The sequence below is a fragment of the Prauserella marina genome (assembly GCF_002240355.1).
GTDB classification, from domain to species: domain Bacteria; phylum Actinomycetota; class Actinomycetes; order Mycobacteriales; family Pseudonocardiaceae; genus Prauserella_A; species Prauserella_A marina.
Genome location: NZ_CP016353.1, coordinates 194,577 through 210,570, shown reverse-complemented (window position 1 = coordinate 210,570; position 15,994 = coordinate 194,577). Strand labels below are relative to the sequence as shown.

At 66.8% G+C, this 15,994-nt stretch carries 15 protein-coding genes and 1 tRNA gene; 7 read left to right on the top strand and 9 right to left on the bottom strand.

The window, feature by feature from the left end; translation table 11 throughout:
* The first annotated feature begins 35 nt into the window (after positions 1–35).
* A complete protein-coding gene (locus BAY61_RS01010) occupies positions 36–953 on the top strand; it encodes a DNA-processing protein DprA (protein ID WP_091801317.1) in 918 nt (305 codons plus the stop codon).
* Positions 950–1,711 carry a hypothetical protein gene (locus BAY61_RS01005; RefSeq protein WP_091801314.1) on the top strand — a complete coding sequence of 254 codons (762 nt, stop codon included), beginning with the start codon at positions 950–952 and terminating at the stop codon, positions 1,709–1,711. Before BAY61_RS01010 ends, BAY61_RS01005 begins: the two co-directional genes overlap by 4 nt.
* Before the next feature lie 14 nt (positions 1,712–1,725).
* Here the strand turns inward: BAY61_RS01005 and BAY61_RS01000 are convergent, their stop codons facing one another.
* Positions 1,726–2,343, bottom strand: coding sequence for a maleylpyruvate isomerase family mycothiol-dependent enzyme (locus BAY61_RS01000; protein ID WP_091801310.1), 618 nt, complete (start codon positions 2,341–2,343; stop codon positions 1,726–1,728).
* A gap of 287 nt (positions 2,344–2,630) precedes the next feature.
* On the opposite strand from BAY61_RS01000, the gene BAY61_RS00995 reads away from it, so the two are divergent.
* Positions 2,631–3,524, top strand: a complete 894-nt coding sequence (locus BAY61_RS00995) for a hypothetical protein (RefSeq protein ID WP_091801307.1) — start codon at positions 2,631–2,633, stop codon at positions 3,522–3,524.
* Between the two features lie 78 nt (positions 3,525–3,602).
* Here BAY61_RS00995 and BAY61_RS00990 read toward each other — a convergent pair.
* The 3 genes from BAY61_RS00990 to BAY61_RS00980 form a co-directional block, all read right to left on the bottom strand.
* Positions 3,603–3,687: transfer RNA gene (locus BAY61_RS00990), tRNA-Ser, on the bottom strand.
* A gap of 20 nt (positions 3,688–3,707) precedes the next feature.
* Positions 3,708–4,184, bottom strand: a complete 477-nt coding sequence (locus BAY61_RS00985) for a MarR family winged helix-turn-helix transcriptional regulator (RefSeq protein ID WP_091801304.1) — start codon at positions 4,182–4,184, stop codon at positions 3,708–3,710.
* 578 nt (positions 4,185–4,762) lie between these two features.
* A complete protein-coding gene (locus BAY61_RS00980; protein ID WP_091801300.1) occupies positions 4,763–6,292 on the bottom strand; it encodes a M28 family metallopeptidase in 1,530 nt (509 codons plus the stop codon).
* 117 nt (positions 6,293–6,409) lie between these two features.
* On the opposite strand from BAY61_RS00980, the gene BAY61_RS00975 reads away from it, so the two are divergent.
* Positions 6,410–7,384: an NAD(P)H-quinone oxidoreductase gene (locus BAY61_RS00975; protein ID WP_091801297.1), complete on the top strand. Its 975-nt coding sequence runs from the start codon at positions 6,410–6,412 to the stop codon at positions 7,382–7,384.
* 6 nt (positions 7,385–7,390) lie between these two features.
* Here BAY61_RS00975 and BAY61_RS00970 read toward each other — a convergent pair whose 3' ends face one another.
* Positions 7,391–8,590, bottom strand: coding sequence for a cysteine desulfurase-like protein (locus tag BAY61_RS00970; protein WP_091801294.1), 1,200 nt, complete (start codon positions 8,588–8,590; stop codon positions 7,391–7,393).
* A 143-nt stretch (positions 8,591–8,733) separates the two neighbouring features.
* On the opposite strand from BAY61_RS00970, the gene BAY61_RS00965 reads away from it, so the two are divergent.
* Positions 8,734–9,300: a bacterial proteasome activator family protein gene (locus BAY61_RS00965; RefSeq protein ID WP_170140117.1), complete on the top strand. Its 567-nt coding sequence runs from the start codon at positions 8,734–8,736 to the stop codon at positions 9,298–9,300.
* 127 nt (positions 9,301–9,427) lie between these two features.
* Here the strand turns inward: BAY61_RS00965 and BAY61_RS00960 are convergent, their stop codons facing one another.
* The 3 genes from BAY61_RS00960 to BAY61_RS00950 are packed head-to-tail and all read right to left on the bottom strand — an operon-like array spanning position 9,428 to position 12,632.
* The gene (locus BAY61_RS00960; protein ID WP_091801289.1) at positions 9,428–10,927 is read right to left on the bottom strand and encodes a hypothetical protein; all 1,500 of its coding nucleotides are present in this window, start codon (positions 10,925–10,927) and stop codon (positions 9,428–9,430) included.
* Positions 10,924–11,889 carry a spore coat protein gene (locus BAY61_RS00955; protein WP_091801286.1) on the bottom strand — a complete coding sequence of 322 codons (966 nt, stop codon included), beginning with the start codon at positions 11,887–11,889 and terminating at the stop codon, positions 10,924–10,926. Before BAY61_RS00955 ends, BAY61_RS00960 begins: the two co-directional genes overlap by 4 nt.
* Entirely contained in the window at positions 11,886–12,632 is a 747-nt protein-coding gene (locus tag BAY61_RS00950; protein ID WP_091801283.1) for a cytidylyltransferase domain-containing protein, read from the bottom strand. The genes BAY61_RS00955 and BAY61_RS00950 overlap by 4 nt, the downstream gene beginning before the upstream one ends.
* 41 nt (positions 12,633–12,673) lie before the next feature.
* Between BAY61_RS00950 and pseB the strand changes: the two genes are divergently transcribed.
* Positions 12,674–13,657, top strand: coding sequence for a UDP-N-acetylglucosamine 4,6-dehydratase (inverting) (gene pseB, locus BAY61_RS00945; protein WP_091801280.1), 984 nt, complete (start codon positions 12,674–12,676; stop codon positions 13,655–13,657).
* Positions 13,650–14,789, top strand: coding sequence for a DegT/DnrJ/EryC1/StrS family aminotransferase (locus BAY61_RS00940; protein ID WP_091801277.1), 1,140 nt, complete (start codon positions 13,650–13,652; stop codon positions 14,787–14,789). The genes pseB and BAY61_RS00940 overlap by 8 nt, the downstream gene beginning before the upstream one ends.
* Positions 14,790–14,946: 157 nt before the next feature.
* Here the strand turns inward: BAY61_RS00940 and pseI are convergent, their stop codons facing one another.
* Complete coding sequence (pseI, locus tag BAY61_RS00935; protein ID WP_091801274.1) at positions 14,947–15,993, bottom strand: pseudaminic acid synthase; 1,047 nt, start codon at positions 15,991–15,993, stop codon at positions 14,947–14,949.
* Position 15,994 lies beyond the last annotated feature (1 nt).

Here is a 15,994-nt window from a genome sequence, read left to right as displayed (position 1 = left end):
AAGCCGGGTTCGACGGCGGAGCATAAGGTGAGGACGTGGGCAAGGTGGATCGTCTGGAGCAGGCAGCTCTCATCGCCCTGCTTCAAACTCAGCCGAACGGCCTGACCTGGGCAGACATCACCGCTGACGTTCTCGCCAACGGGAGCGCCCTCGACGTGTGGCACGAACATCGCCCTCCCGCGCTTTTCGACGAACCCGGCCGCCCGGACGCGCTCACCTCGGCCGAGGCGAGCCTGCGGAAGTGGGAGTCTTCGGGGCTCACGGTCCTCACCATCACTGATGACCGATACCCGCAGCGGCTGCGAGGAATCCACCAGGCGCCGCCCCTGCTGTTCGCGCGCGGAGGTCTCGTCGAGGACGACCCGGCCGTTTCGATCGTGGGGTCACGTGCTGCCACGAACCGTGGCCTCAGAATCGCGGGTGACATCAGCAGGGCCTTGGTTTCCCGTGGCCTCACGGTGATCGCAGGGCTGGCGAACGGCGTCGACACGTCCGCTCACCGGGCAGCGCTCGACGCGGGGGGACGAACCGTCGCCGTACTCGGAACCGGTATCAATCGCAATTACCCCTCGGAGAACCACGAGCTGCAAAACGAAATCGGTCGGCGAGGGCTTCTGCTGTCCCAGTTCTGGCCGGACGCTCCGCCACAGAAGCACACCTTCCTGATGCGGAACGCGACCATGTCGGGATACGGCCTGGCCACGGTCGTGGTGGAGGCGGGAGAGAACAGCGGAACACGGGTACAAGCACGTATGGCGGTCGAGCACGGCAGGACGGTGATACTCGTCGGCACCGTTATCGACCAGAACGAGTGGGCCAAGAAGCTGTGCGGGCGGCCCGGAGTGCACAGGGCGGACGATCTACAGCAGGTCGTTGAACTCGCTCTACACGCGTCGACGACTCGACTTGACGTGGAGGACGAGATCGAGCGGGTCGCCTCAGCTCTCAAATGAACGACCCCGCGAGCCTACTGCGAGCAAGGCTGATCGAGGCCGCAGGCGGCTACCTGCGAAACACCATGCGGCTCCGAGGCATCACCTGCGCCGTGTGTTCAACACCCGTCGCCGGTGGCTACAACCGGTGTCTTGCCTGTAAAAGGCACTCCGAAGCAGCGCGTGGTGACAAGGCAGATCACGTCGGCACCCTTGCCTACGCGATCGAAACGAAGCAGTCGCACTACCTCATGCGCATGTACAAAGCGTCAAGACCGATCAGAGAACACCAGAACGTCGTCGGCATGCTGGTCGCTCTCGCGCTCCACCATCATGTTCGCTGCCTCAACCACATTGCGGCCAACCCCGTATCGCATTGGTGTGCCGTGCCTTCTCTTCCCACGAAACCCGGCGAGCACCCGCTTCGCTCGCTACTGCGGTCCTTGGTGACACAGTTTCCGGAAATGCCGCTGCACTCCGCACCCACTGCCGAGGTCGTCGACCCTCGGGCCTTGCGCGGGGACCATTTCGCAACCGCCTCGACGCTGCCTCACCGCGCCCATGTACTGGTGGTCGAAGACACCTGGGTTCAGGGCGGCCACGCCCAGTCGGCGGCACTCGCCGTACGAAAAGCGGGCGCGGCAACCGTTTCGATACTTTCCATCGCACGATTCCTGCGACCGACCTTCGGGAGCAATGCGGCATTCATCGAGCAGCACCTCACCGAGGACTACGAACCGTTGAGTTGCCCGTGGACCACGGGACGCTGCCCCCCATGAGCGATGTGGTTCAATCAGCGGGCGAGCCTGTTTGCCAGTATTCGCTGACCTGGGCCTTCGAGCTCGGTGACGGCGTCCTGCCTGCCCGCCGCCGCCATCAAAAGCGCCTCCGCGGGACCTCTGACCTCGCGGCCTTTGCCATGGCTCCAGTCAAGGTCGGTTGCCGTGAGGCGCAGCCCTCTGGTGACGCGCCAAGCCGGAAGCCGGGGATTGCGCATGGTGGCGTCGAGGACGCGCCGCAGCCGGGCTGCTGGAATTTCCCTGGGCAATCCCAGCGGTCGCCGGATGTCCTGGTGATGGATCGTGCCGTCGACGAGCGCGATCATCCCACCGAATCCGGAAGTGACGCCGCGAGGAACGAGATGGGAACGCAGCCGATCGAGCAATTCCTCGTTGGTCAACCCGCGCAATTCCTCCACTCGCACCTGGTTGGTGTTGACGATCCAGCCGCGAACGAAGCGGCGGGCCAACCCGAACCGGTCAAGATCCTCATAACCGGCCACGTGGGCGACGACATCGCGCACCCGCCATCCTTCGCACAGCGAAGGGGTGTCCCACTGTTCCGGAGTCAGCGTGCTCAGCAGGTCGGCGAGGTCGGCCCGCTCCGCGCTCGCCATCTCCATGTCGCTCATGGCGCGGAGAGTACTCCCTTCCCACACCACCGGAGGAGGCTTTCGCCCGGTGGGTGTGACCCGTCGACGTCATGGGCAGAGCGCGTGTAGGTCTGCTCGGCCTTCGCCGAACGCGGATCTCGACGGTCTGGGCGCGCATCTCGCCGTCCTGAGTGCGGATCTCGGCGACAGCGGCGAACCGGCTTGCCCCGCGTTGTTGGCTCCCCCAACGGTTTACTCGCATTGTTCGAAGAACGTCTGAGGGCCGCCGATGGGTCGGGTAGCATCGCCGGATCGTGAATATGGCTATGGACACCAACATCATCGTTTTCCAGACGAAAAACAAAGACGACAACCCGCCCCAGGGCATGGCGCCGGCCAAGGCCGATGACGCCGTTCGGCAGGCATGGCATCAGGTGTGCGAAGCGCGACAGATACAGGCATCCGACGTGACCGGAGTGCGAAGCACCTGGCAAGCCTCGCGAATGGACCGTATTTTCCTCGCGGGGATGTTCCCCGGCGCCGAGTACAGCTATCAGTTCGATCGGCCCGACGGCGACGACTGGAGCGAAGCCTTCGAACTCGCTGGCAAAGCGGGCAACGAAAACTCCGAGGAGACGCCCCCGCAGGCCGAAGAGGACACGTGGCTGCCGATTCTTCATACCTATGACGGCCCGTTGAAGCTCTACGCTTCCTTGCCACTGGTGAAGAACAGGCTGTACCTCGGGTTCGCCAAGACGACGATCACGCCCTCAGGCCACATCGGAATGTCTCACCTGCTGCGTGGCCAGTTCGAGGAGATGAGCAAGGACGAGTTCTTCGAGTTCGCCAACGCGGCACTCGACAACCTCAAGAGCGGCCTCGTCTTCAAGGGACAAGAGGACGGGACGAAGGGGCAGCTACTCACCGTTGCGCGGAGCGACAACAACCTCTGCGCCGGATCCGCGATCGTGCTGGGCGAGTTCCACGAGCGCGCCGCCGAACTGGTCGGCGAGGACAAGCTCGTCGTGGCGCTGGTCAGCCCTGACCACATCTACGTGGCCGGTGCGAGTTCGGGTTGGGTCGACGAGATCACGGACTGGGTGCGCACCTCACCCGACACGAGCGGCGACCTTGTTCCCTGCGTCCTGCTGCTCGACAGTTCCGGCGGCATGGAGATCATCGCCGAGCGCCCCACCGGCCGGGCACCCGCTCGGAACTGAGACCAAGAATGAGACCAGGGCAGATCGTCGCTCAGTGGCGCAAGTGCCACGCTCGACGGTCTGCCCTGGTCATCGACGCGGAAGCGGAGGGATTTGAACCCCCGGTGGTTTTACCCACGCTCGCTTTCAAGGCGAGTGCATTCGGCCGCTCTGCCACGCTTCCCTGTCGGCAAGCTTAACGTCTCAGTCTTCGAGGTCCGTCAGGTGCTGGAGCACTCTGCTGAACGCCCTGCCCATCGTCAACTGCTCCTCGGTGGTCATCAGGTCGATCAGGTGCGCCCTCACGCCCGCGACGTGCGTCGGCGCGGCCGTACGCAACAACTCGGCACCCGCTTCGGTCAGCTCGGCCGTCACGCCCCTTCGGTCGTCCGGATCCTTGACCCTCCTGAGGTAGCCGGCGACCTCCATCCGGCCGACCTGGTGCGACAGCCTGCTCTTCGTGGAGCCGAGCATGCTGGCGAGCTCGGTCATCCGCATGCGCCCCTCTTGTGTCGACGAAAGACATACGAGTACTTCGTAGTCGATCAAGGAGACGTCATGCCGTTCGGCGAGTTCGCGATGCAGACGCTGTCGCAGCATGAAGGTCGACACGATATATGACCGCCAAGCGACCATCTCCGTATCGGAGAGCCAGCGCACATCGTCGGAAACCTCGGTCATGCTACGGAGAGTAAAACCTCCGCCCGACAAAGCGGCCACCGCGGTCGACTCTGTTCCGTTATCACCGGATTGTGGCGAACCGAAATGGTTGTGACGCTGGTTCGAAAGGTGGATCCTGGAGGGGACGGAGGAGTCGTACCGAACCGACACCGACTCCTACCCGGAGTGCCGGTTCGGTCGCCCCCGGGAGAGGTTCAGGTGGTGCCGTGACGAATGATTCGCCCGCGGTTGATCGCCCGCTGTGTCCCCACGGTTGGGATGGCGTGAACCAGTCCAGCCGCGATTGTGAACAGCACGGGTATTCAAGCGTCTTCTCGCGCACAACGGTGCGATTGTGAGCTGTTTTCCGGTGTGGCATCGGAGCCACACCCCAGCTTTGTGCACCGGCCCGGGAAAGCGATCGACCGTTAGACAACTGGACAACCTCGGTAGACCTGGGTGCGGTGCCTTCCGGTAATTCCGCACCCAGGCTTTTTATGCCAAAAGACGTTCCAGACAAAAAGGACGTCCGTCTGAAAAAGGCCCGTTGCCCGCGCTTGCCGCGCGCACAACGGGCCCTTCAGGTTTCTGCTTGGGGGTCAGGCAGCGTCGGTGTGCGAGTGCTCAGCGGCCAGTGTCCGCTGCGCGGCCCGCTGGTCCGCCACCTTCGCCCTGTTCTTGCCCTTCTCCGGCACGACCCCGTTGACCTCTTCGGTACTGGTCGCGTACTTGCCGGTCACCCACGCCATGGCGTCGGCGTTGCGGTCGAGTGCCGCCCTGTCGACGTTTCCGAGGTTGTCGCAGGTCTGGTGATAGCACGGGTCGTAGGAGACGTCGGCCTGTCCGCCCCACTTCGCCGCCTGTTCGGCCGTCTTGAGACCTTCCGCTCCGGTGAACAAACCTCCTGCGGGGATGCCGACGGCGATGAACTCACCGTAGTCGGATCTGCCGTCGAAGTCGGTGCCCTCGGTCTCGATACCGAGCGCGCCGAGCCGGTCGACGAAGGACGCCTCGATCTGTGCCGAACCGTAGGGGCCTGCCCCCGCGCCTTCGCCGTCGGAGTCGTCGCCGTCGTAGACGAAGTACCCCGCGTTCGGCGAGCCGATCATGTCGAAGTTCAGGTACAACGCGATGTCGAGTTGCTGCTCGAACGACAGCGAGTTGACGTAGTGGGTCGATCCGACGAGTCCGAACTCCTCGGCGCTCCACCACGCGAACCTCACCGCGTTGCTCGTCTTCGGCTTCCCACCGAGCTGTAGCGCGGTCTCCAGCAGCGCGGCCGAGCCCGTACCGTTGTCGTTGATGCCAGGCCCGTGGGGCACGCTGTCGAGGTGGGCACCGGCCATCACGACGTTGTCCTTGCGGCCCGTCTTGGTTTCGGCGATGACGTTGTAGCTGGTGCGGTCCTCCTGGAAGGTTCGCAGATCGAGGTTCACCTCGGCGCCGTCCTGCCCGGCGAGCTCCTGACCGGCGGCCATCGTGATGCCACCGGTGGGGATCCTGGCAGCGGACGGATCGCCCAGCGTGCCGTTGAGGTCGCCCTCCTCGTTGTTGTAGATGATGGCGCCGACCGCGCCCGCGTCGGCGGCGGCGGCCTGCTTCTCCGCGAACGAGCACGCGCCGCGCTGGACCAGCACGATGTTGCCGGTCGCGTCGCCGTAGTCCGCGGCCTCACACCCTGGAGTGTCGTCGGGCGCGACGACGGCGAGCGGGGCCGTGAGGCCGCCTTCCGGGGTGGAGGGGCTGTAGCTCATGACGATGATCGGGACATCGGTTCCGTCGACGCTCAGGCTCTCGGCGAGCGTCTCGGTGTAGGTGAACGGAAACTCCTGCCTTGTCACCGAGTACCCAGCGGCTTCGAGCTTGCCTGCGATGTATTCCGCCGAGCGGGCGTGCCCGTTCGTGCTCGCTGCCCTTCCGCCTTCCACGTCCGCGATGCGCTGCATCGCGATGAGATGCCTGTTGATGTTGTCGACCGAGACTTTGCGTGCGAGCTTGTCGGCGAGTCCGCCCTGGGATCCCTGCTGCGCTCCCACTGCCGTCCCCGCACTGGTGAGGACGAGCCCCGCGCACGCGGCGAGCACTACCGCCGACTTCGCCGACCTCGATCTGCCTCCATGAGATGACATACACGTCCCCTTCGTGTCCAAGTGCGGTCACTGTTCCCGGGTGTGAAGTGAAGGTCAAGGGCCATTAGTAGGAGTCGGGAAGGTTCGCCGACTTGCGTGGTGGCATAGGGTCCACCCATGCACGCGATCACGATCCGCGAGCCAGGCGGCCCCGAAAACCTGGAGTGGACCGAGGTTCCCGACCCGGTCGCAGGCGAAGGCGAGGTGCTCATCGACGTCACCGCGACGGCGGTCAACCGCGCGGACCTGCTCCAGCGGAAGGGCAACTACGCGCCGCCTCCCGGCACGAGCGACATCATGGGCCTCGAATGCTCCGGCACCATCGCCGCGCTCGGTGAAGGTGTCGAAGGCTGGCAGGTCGGCGACGAGGTGTGCGCGTTGCTCGCCGGCGGTGGCTACGCGGAGAAGGTCGCGGTACCCGCCGTCCAACTGCTTCCGGTTCCCGGTGAGGTGGAGCTCGCGGCGGCGGCGGGGCTGCCGGAGGTCGCCTGCACGGTGTGGTCGAACGTCGTCATGCTCGCCGGACTCGGCGAAGGCGATGTACTGCTCGTACACGGTGGCGCGGGCGGCATCGGCACGCACGCCATCCAGACCGGCAAGGCGCTCGGCGCGACGGTCGCGGTGACGGCGGGATCGGCCGAGCGGCTGGAAAGCTGCCGCCAGCTCGGCGCCGACATCGTGATCAACTATCGCGAGCAGGACTTCGTCGAGGAGCTGCGCAAGGAAACCGGCGGCGCCGACGTCATCCTCGACAACATGGGCGCGAAGTACCTCGACCGCAACATCGACGCGCTCGCCACCGGCGGCAGGCTCGTCGTCATCGGCATGCAGGGCGGCATCAAGGCCGAACTGAACCTTGGCAAGCTGATCATGAAACGGGCGAGCGTTGCCGCGACGACGCTGCGGGCACGGCCCGTCGAGGAGAAGGGCGCCATCGTCGCCGATGTCCGCGAACGCCTGTGGCCGCTGGTCGAGCGCGGAACCGTGCAACCGGTGATCGGTCAGGTGCTGCCACTCGCGGAAGCGGCCGACGCGCACAGGGCACTCGAAGAGGGCGGCGTCTTCGGCAAGATCCTGCTGATGGCCAAGTAGGCGCGCTCAGCCGAGTTCTTCGAGCACCCGCACCAGTTGGTTGATCTCGAAGACGTTGGAGTAGTGCGCGAGTCCGATGCGGACGGCTCCGCCGACCTCACCGACGCCAAGCGCGGCGAACAACCCGCTCGTGCCCTCGTCCGCGAAGGCACACAGTCCCTGCGAGGCAAGGTATTCGGCGACCTCGGCCGCCTTCTTGTCCGCGACGGTGAAAGCCAGCACCGGGATGCGCCGCATGGCGTCGCCGATGACCATGACGTGCCTCAGCGACCGCAGTTCCGTCGAAAGCTGGGCGAGAAGACCCGCATGGTAGGACTTCGCCGAGCCGAGCGACGTCAGCAACCGCTCCCTGCGCGAACCGCCCGCCGCGTCGTCCAGGCCGGCGAGATAGTCGACGGAGGCGACGACACCGGCGAGTAAAGGGTAGGCGTGCGGCCCCAGTTCCAGCCGCGCCGGACCACGTGCCCCTGGCTCCAGCGACACCGAAGGCAGCTTCTCCAGCAACTCGGGATCGCGGAAGACCAGCGCCCCGACCGCGGGTCCTCCCCACGCCTGCGCGGAGAGCACAACGACATCGGCCCCGAGCGCGTTCAGGTCGAGCGGGACGAACGGCGCGGCGTAGGTGGCATCGACGATGACGGTCGCGCCGACCCGCTTCGCGATCTCGACGACCGTCGGCACGTCGGGCCTGGTGCCGACGGAACCGGAGGCACAGGTGATCGCGACGGCCTTGGTGCGGGCGTTGACCAGGTTTTCGTACTGCCACGCAGGCAGTTCGCAGTTCTCGATGTCGATCTCGCCCCAGCGGACGTTGGCACCGATTCGCTTCGCGACCCGCACCCACGGCGCGATGTTGGCCTGTTCGTCGAGGCGGGAAACGACGACTTCGTCGCCGAGGGTCCAGCGGTAGGAGAGCGCGTCGACAAGCCTGCCGAGCAACACGGAGGCGCTTGGCCCCAGCACGACCCCGTCAGGGTGGCCTCCGACGAGATCGGCGACGGAACGGCGCGCGGCAGCCACGATGGTCTCCGCACGCTGGGAGGCCGGAAATGCTCCGCCAGGCCCGGAAACCGGAGCCCGCATCGCCGTGGAAACCGCGGAAGCGACCTGTTCGGGCACCAGCATTCCGGCAGCACCATCGAAGTGAATCCAGCCGTCACCCAGTGCGGGAAACAACCCACGGATCCGAGCGACGTCAAACGCCATGGCAACACCGTACGGAGGGGTAATTTCGCTGCGCGTTCGGGGTTGCCCTGGTGAACACAAGCAGCGACGGATACGGCTACGCTCGGATATCGGGTATCCGGACGCGATGTGAGCACGTTCCGAAATAAGCCAGGATGGAGCATATGACCGAGCCCAATTCCCCGAATTCACATACAGCCGGTAGCCAGGAGGGTGAACAATCACACCACGTGGTGGTCGTTGGCCCCGATGGTTCGCCGGTGGGTGCGGCGCGGATCGGACCGACCGCGGAGGGTGAGAAGAGCGAATCGGTCGGTGACATGGTCGAAGAACCGGCCAAGGTGATGCGCATCGGCACGATGATCAAGCAGCTTCTCGAAGAGGTGCGCGCGGCTCCGCTCGACGAGGCCAGCCGCAACCGGCTCCGCGAGATCCACGCGACGTCGATCAAGGAACTGGAGAACGCGCTCGCGCCCGAACTCCAGGAGGAGCTTGAGCGGCTGGTATCGCCGTTCACCGACGGCAGCACGCCTTCCGACGCCGAACTGCGGATCGCCCAAGCTCAGCTCGTCGGCTGGCTGGAAGGTCTGTTCCACGGCATCCAGACCGCGCTCTTCGCGCAGCAGATGGCGGCCCGCTCCCAGCTCGAACACATGCGGCGCGGCCTGCCTCCCGGCACGGGCGGCGCCGAGGCACCCGGCGGCATCGGCAACCCCGGGCAGTACCTCTGAGCAGCTGATCCGACCAGCGGGCCGGTCGCTTGTCACGTCATGTGCGACGAAGTCGCTTGGGTGGCAAGCAACCGGCGCCGCCGCGGGTTCCGCTACTCACCCCGCGCAAGCCGACCCGAAAACAGTCCTAATCGCGGCCGGTCCGGAGGCGGTCGAGCCAGCGGTCGACGGTCGAGTCGTAGCGTCCGGGGTCGATGGTGCTCTGGGCTTCCTCTACGCTCGCGCGCACTGCGTCGCCGACCTGGGGCGCCCACCCGGTCTTCACGTAGACGTGCTGCCAGTACCCCTCCCGCATCCGCACCTGAACGACGTCCACGTAGCCCTCCGTCGCCTCGGCGACCCGCAGCCCGTACATCACGTCGGAGACCTCTGGCGTGTACGAGGTCACGACGATCACCATCGGTGACGCGGCCTTCACCACGTCGGTCGGATCGGCTCCTCCCGCGATGGCTTCGTCGTTGAGTCCGATGTAGTCGATGGCGTTCCAGCCGCTGAAGTACGGGATGGCTCCGGCGTCGCTCACCGCGATGGTGCGGAATTCCTCGGGAACGTCGGCAGCTGCGAGCCCTTCACCGATGGCGACGTGCGCGCGCCGCAAATCCGTACCGTAGTTGGCCATCGTCGGCAGGTCCTTCGCCGTCGCGCCGGTCGCGGCGACCCAGCCGACCGCGACGGTACTGACGCCGATGGCAACCCAGCGATTCCCGATCTCGGTCACCGCGAACCCGGCGCCGAGGCACAGCACGGGAAACGCGTGATACGCGAACCGGCCGAGGTAGTCCATGGACGGTCCGGACAGTGCGTAGGTCGCGTAGGTGAGCACCACCATCGCGATCAGGAGCCCGCCGATCGCCCTGGTTTCCTTGCGGATCAACAAACCCAGCATCAGCAACAACAACGGCAGAAAAAGGCCGAGTGTCTGTTTTGTCCATTCACCGCCTGCCGTGAGGTCGCCGAACTTCACGTAGAAGGTGTTGGGAAGGAACTGGCCGTAGTAGATCCATCGCCAGCCGAAGTAGGCCGCGCCGAGCACGGCCGCGGCGACGAGCGCCCGCTTCGGGCCAGGCCGGTCACGTTCGTACCAGAACCAGAGCGCGACGGCCGGCAACGTCGCGAGGACACCCTCCGGACGGAGCAACCCCGCGACGAGCAGCAACGCGGGCGGCTCCCAATCCCACACCCGCTTGTCCTGCAACACCCTGATGCCGACGATGGCAGCGCGCAGGACCACGGCGGCGAACGCGATGGTTTCGAGTCCGCCGGAGAGATGGAAGTAGGTCGGCAGGAACACGACGAACGCCCCGCCCGCCAGCCAGGCGCCGTCCTCGGTTTCCCTGACGAGCAACACGAGGATGATCACCGCGACGACGAGCGAGGTCAGCTTCGCGACGAGCAGCAGATCGAGCTGCATCCAGCCGAGGAACGCGAGCCAGGACATCCAGCCGAAATTCGTGAACCCCTCGACGGGATCGCCGCCCACGTTCCACACCGGACCGTGGCCCTCTGCGAAATGCGCGCTGTAGCGGAAGGTGATGTAGGCGTCGTCCACGACGAACGACCAAGCGGCCCACGTGCCGAACGCGAAGATCACGAGCAGGATCGCGAGCCGCGCGCCGAGCCGATTCACCGGAGTGCCCCCGCGAGCGCATCGAGCACTCTTCCCGCTCCCTTACCGTCGACCACGCCTGCCGCCGTGCTCGCGATACGGTAGCGCGCGCTCGGGTCGGCGAGGAGTTTCGCGAGTGTCCCGGCCGCGTCACGCAGGTCGGCCGCGCTGCCGAGTCCCACGGCCAGCCCGTTGCCGACGGCCGACTCGTATCCCGCCGCCTGGTTGTCGACGAGCTGAACAAGTGCGCTCGGCACGCCGACACAGCACAGCTCGTACAGCGTCACCCCGGCCGCGCTCACCACGAGATCGCTGGCGACGAGCTTGCCGAGCAAGCCGTCTCCCGGCTCGGACAGCACGAACCGCTGTCCAGGCGCCGGTTCCGGCAACGCGGGCTCTCCCCTGACGAGCGCTTCGGCGGCGAACGGCATCCCCGTGTCCCGCAACGCGGTGAGCAGTTCGACGACCGTGTCCTGCCAGACTCCCCCGCCGCCGAGCACGACGAGCACGCTCGGCACGTCGGAGGTGTCGGCGGCTCGGCGAGCACGCTCGGCCCGCGCGGCAACCACGACCTGGCGCAACGGCGCGAACTCGGCGCCCGCGAGCACGATCGGTGAGCCGTCGTCGGGCCGGGGCGCGGGATCGAACCCGCAGTCGACCACGATGTCGGCGGCCCTCCTCCCGAACGGCCCGTCCTCGAAGGACACCAGCAGCGCCCCCGTCGCGTTGACCTCGGCCCGCAGTTCACCGATGCCGTAGTGATCGACGATCACCGCGTCCGCGCCGTCGGAGGGCGCATCGGGCGGAAGCACTGGGACGGCCAGCTCCGCGAGCCTCGCGGTGAGGAATTCGGCGTTGCCGGTGTCGCCCGCGAAGCTCACCGACCAGCCGCGAGCACTCGCCTCCTCCGCGACCGCGACCATCCGAGCGACGTGCCCAGCACCGATCAGGCGTGAGGAGTCCGCACGCAATACGACCTTCACGCGCTGCCCGCTTCCTTCTGCTCGACGTCCGCGTTCAGCGCGACGAGGTCCGGCCGTGCCCTGAGCAGCGCGACGACGTCCTGCCAGCGAGGAGGCCGGTCGCCCAGCTCGGCCACGACGCCGGTCAACAGGTCCCAGTCCGCGGCGGTATCGAGGGTCACCCGCAGGTCGTCGGCAGGCGGCGCGACCACGAGACCAGCACAGGAGTAACGCCCCGGGTCCCCGTAGACGCCGTACGTCACGTGCTCGCGGTGCGGGCCGTGCGATACCTCACCCTGCTCGGCGAGGACCGGAACCCGCACCAGCTCGGCGTCGAATCCTCGGGGCAACGTGCGCACCAAGGTCGTACTGACGTAGTCGAGCGAAGGGTCGGCCAGCCACATGGCCGTGAGCTGGCCGATCAGGGCCGGATCGTGCAGGGGGCAGTCCGCGGTCAGCCGGACCACCGCATCGGCTGGATGGAGCTCACAGGCCAGCAGGAACCTGCCGAGCACGTCGTCGAGCGGCCCTCGCACGACCTCGGCACCGTGCAGAGCGGCCTCGTCGGCGACGGCGTCGTCGTCGGCCGCTTCCGAGGTGGCGACGATGACTCGGCCTTGCGCGCTCGCGATCGCGGCACGCACGACCCAGCCGAGCACACTGCGACCGCCGAGCGAGCGCAGCACTTTGCCTGGCAATCTTGTCGAGGACGCCCGAGCTTGAACCACGACGTTCACGACAGGGCTGTTCGGCATGGATGACATGATGGCTCGCGGCAAAGCCGCGGCGACACGGAGGTTAGGCGATGGCCGAGCTCGACGGTGCGAGCATCCTGCTCACCGGGGGTACGGGCTCGTTCGGCAAGGCGTTCATCAACTTCGCGCTCACCGAACTCGACCCACGGCGGCTCGTGGTGCTCTCACGAGACGAGCTCAAGCAGTACGAGGTGCGCAGGCAGTTCGGCGACGACCCACGACTGCGGTTCTTCATCGGCGACGTCCGCGACCGGCGCAGGCTCGAACGCGCGATGCACGGCGTCGACTACGTCGTGCACGCAGCCGCGCTCAAGCAGGTCGACACCGGCGAGTACAACCCGTTCGAATTCGTCCAGACGAACGTGATGGGTTCGCAGAACGTCATCGAAGCCGCGATCGAGACCGGTGTCCGCAAGGTCGTCGCGCTGTCGACGGACAAGGCATCGAGCCCGATCAACCTCTACGGCGCGACGAAGCTGTGCGCCGACCGGATGTTCATCAGCGCGAACCACTACGCCGCCACCCACCCGACCAGGTTCGCCGTCGTGCGCTACGGCAACGTCATGGGGTCGAGGGGCAGCGTCATCCCGTTCTTCCGGTCACTCGCCGAGCGGGGCGAGTCGCTGCCCATCACGCACAAGGAGATGACCAGGTTCTGGATCACGCTCCCCCAGGCCGTGCGGTTCGTCGTCGACTCGTTCGACCTCATGAACGGCGGGGAGCTCTACGTTCCGCGCATTCCGAGCATGCGGCTCGTCGACCTCGCGCAGGCCATCGCGCCAGGCAGCCCCATGCACGAGGTCGGGGTGCGGCCCGGCGAGAAGCTGCACGAGGAGATGATCGCGCCCGACGACGCGCGGCGGACGCTTCGGCTTTCCGACCGCTACGTCGTTCAGCCGCACATCGCGGGCTGGGGCTACGAACCCCCCACGGAAGGCAGCCCCGTCGCCGACGGTTTCGCCTACCGGTCGGACACCAACGACCTGTGGCTCGACACCGACCAGCTGCACGAGCTGATCGCCGAACATGGCTAGCGATTTCCTCCCCTACGGCAGGCAGTCGCTCGGCGACGACGAGATCGCCGCCGTGGCAGAGGTGCTGCGGGGCGACTGGCTGACGACGGGCCCTTCGGTGACCCGCTTCGAGGCCGACCTCGCCGAACACCTCGGGGGAACTCCCGCCGTCGCCGTGACGTCGGGTACCGCCGCGTTGCACGTCGCCTACGCTGCCGCCGGGGTCGGTGCGGGCGACGAGGTGGTGACGAGCCCGCTGACCTTCGTCGCGACTGCCGCGACCGCGGCGCTGCACGGGGCGAAGGTAGTTTTCGCCGACGTCGAGCAGGACACCGGAAACCTCGATCCCGAAGCGGCCCGAGCAGCGGCCGGACCGAACACCAGGGTCGTCGCCGCCGTCGACTACGCGGGCCATCCCGCCGATCTCGACGCGTTGCGGACGGTCGCCGAATCGGCGGACGCACTGCTACTGGAGGACGCGGCCCATTCGATCGGTGGAGCGCTGAACGGAAGGCCGGTCGGCTCGATCGCCGATGTCACCACATTCTCGTTCTTCGCGACCAAGAACCTCACCACCGCCGAGGGTGGCGCGGTCGCCTCGCCGTCGCCCGACCTGCTCGCCAACGCCGCCGCGTTCCGCAACCACGGCCTCGTGCGCGAGAAGGCGGCCCAGCGCTACCCTGACGAGGGCGACTGGCACCAGGAAGTGCACGCGTTCGGACTGAACTACCGGCTTCCCGACGTACTGTGCGCGCTAGGCATCGCGCAGCTGCGCAAACTCGCCGCTTTCAAGAGCAGGCGCGCCGAGATCCACCAGCGCTACGACAAGGCGTTCGCCGGTCTCGACCAGGTGCGCACCCCGGTCACCAGGGCCGGAGCCGACCCGATGTGGCACCTCTACCCGCTGCGCGCGCGCGACGGCCGCCGCAAGGCGCTGTTCGAGCATTTGCGGAGCAAAGGCATCGGCGTTCAGGTCAACTACATCCCCGCGTACTGGCACCCGGTTTTCGAAGACCTCGGCTACCGCAGAGGGCTGTGCCCCAACGCCGAGCGCTACTACGAGGAAGAGCTGTCGCTGCCGCTGTTCCCCGGCCTGACCGACTCCGACGTGGACAGGGTCATCGACGCGGTACGCGAGTTTCTGGGTGCCTAGGCGTGTCTGATGATCCTCTGCCGTGCGAGCGGGGATCAGCGTGGTGGCTCGCAAGGCGGAGGAAGGTCCTCGTACCGGGCCGTACTCGGGCCTTCCGACAACGCGGCGAGCCGCCGCGCTGGCCTCGCGCAGTAGGCAACGGGATTGTCAGACACGCCTAGATCAGATCCCAGGTGAGCGGGGTGCCTTTGACGGCATCGGCGCGGAAGGTGCGACCGAGCACCTTGGTGATGTCGGCGGGCGGAAGTCCACCGGCGGGCCTGATCGAGCGGACGTTGTGCTCGGTGACCCGCTCGCCCTCGCGGACGTCGGCGACGACGTAGAGCGAGCGGCGCAGCCGCAACCCTTCCAGCTCGCTCGGCTTCGGGCCGAGTACCGGCTCGCCGAGCGCCTGCCATGCCCTCCTGGTCTCGGTGACGAGCTGTGCCAGTTCGGACGGCTCCAGCGAGAACGCCGAATCGACACCTCCGTCTTCGCGGGACAACGTCACGTGCTTCTCGATGGCACACGCCCCGAGTGCGACGGCCGCGACGGGAGCACCGATTCCCGGCGTGTGGTCGGAGAGGCCGACCAGCGAACCGGTCACCTCACCGAGCACGGGAATGCCGCGCAGGTTGCTCTCCTCGGGAGCGGCGGGGTAGCTGGCCGTGCAGGCCAGTACGACGAGCTGATCGTTGCCCGCCTGCCTCGCCACGCGCACGGCGGCGTCGATCTCGGCGACGGTCGCCATTCCCGTCGAAATCACGAGCGGTTTGCCCGTACCGGCACACAGTTCGACGAGCGGCAGGTCGACGATCTCCGACGACGCGATCTTGTACGCGGGCGCGTCGAGTGATTCGAGCAGTTCGACGGCCGTCGGGTCGAAGGGACTCGAAAACACTTCGAGCCCGTGTTCGCGGGCACGCGCGAACAGCGGTTCGTGCCATTCCCACGGCGTGTGGGCCTTCTCGTACAACCGGTACAGGTTCTGCCCGCCCCACAGCTCGTGCCCTTCGCTGAGCCGGAAAGCGGGACCGTCGGCGTCGATGGTGATCGTGTCCGGCCGGTAGGTCTGTAGTTTCACCGCCTGCGCACCGGCTTCGGCGACGGCGTCGACGATCGCGAGCGCCCTGCCGAGATCACCGTTGTGGTTGCCGGAGACCTCGGCGATGACGAAGGGCGGGTGCTGCCTGCCGAGTTCGTGCTTCCCGATGCGGACCGACATG

Bases quoted from the DNA above. Each gene is read 5' to 3' on its own strand.
- BAY61_RS01005 (WP_091801314.1), top strand. From the start codon at position 950: ATGAACGACCCCGCGAGCCTACTGCGAGCAAGGCTGATCGAGGCCGCA.
- BAY61_RS01000 (WP_091801310.1), bottom strand. From the start codon at position 2,343: ATGAGCGACATGGAGATGGCGAGCGCGGAGCGGGCCGACCTCGCCGAC.
- BAY61_RS00995 (WP_091801307.1), top strand. From the start codon at position 2,631: ATGGACACCAACATCATCGTTTTCCAGACGAAAAACAAAGACGACAAC.
- BAY61_RS00985 (WP_091801304.1), bottom strand. From the start codon at position 4,184: ATGACCGAGGTTTCCGACGATGTGCGCTGGCTCTCCGATACGGAGATG.
- BAY61_RS00980 (WP_091801300.1), bottom strand. From the start codon at position 6,292: ATGTCATCTCATGGAGGCAGATCGAGGTCGGCGAAGTCGGCGGTAGTG.
- BAY61_RS00975 (WP_091801297.1), top strand. From the start codon at position 6,410: ATGCACGCGATCACGATCCGCGAGCCAGGCGGCCCCGAAAACCTGGAG.
- BAY61_RS00970 (WP_091801294.1), bottom strand. From the start codon at position 8,590: ATGGCGTTTGACGTCGCTCGGATCCGTGGGTTGTTTCCCGCACTGGGT.
- BAY61_RS00965 (WP_170140117.1), top strand. From the start codon at position 8,734: ATGACCGAGCCCAATTCCCCGAATTCACATACAGCCGGTAGCCAGGAG.
- BAY61_RS00950 (WP_091801283.1), bottom strand. From the start codon at position 12,632: ATGTCATCCATGCCGAACAGCCCTGTCGTGAACGTCGTGGTTCAAGCT.
- pseB (WP_091801280.1), top strand. From the start codon at position 12,674: ATGGCCGAGCTCGACGGTGCGAGCATCCTGCTCACCGGGGGTACGGGC.
- BAY61_RS00940 (WP_091801277.1), top strand. From the start codon at position 13,650: ATGGCTAGCGATTTCCTCCCCTACGGCAGGCAGTCGCTCGGCGACGAC.
- pseI (WP_091801274.1), bottom strand. From the start codon at position 15,993: ATGTCGGTCCGCATCGGGAAGCACGAACTCGGCAGGCAGCACCCGCCC.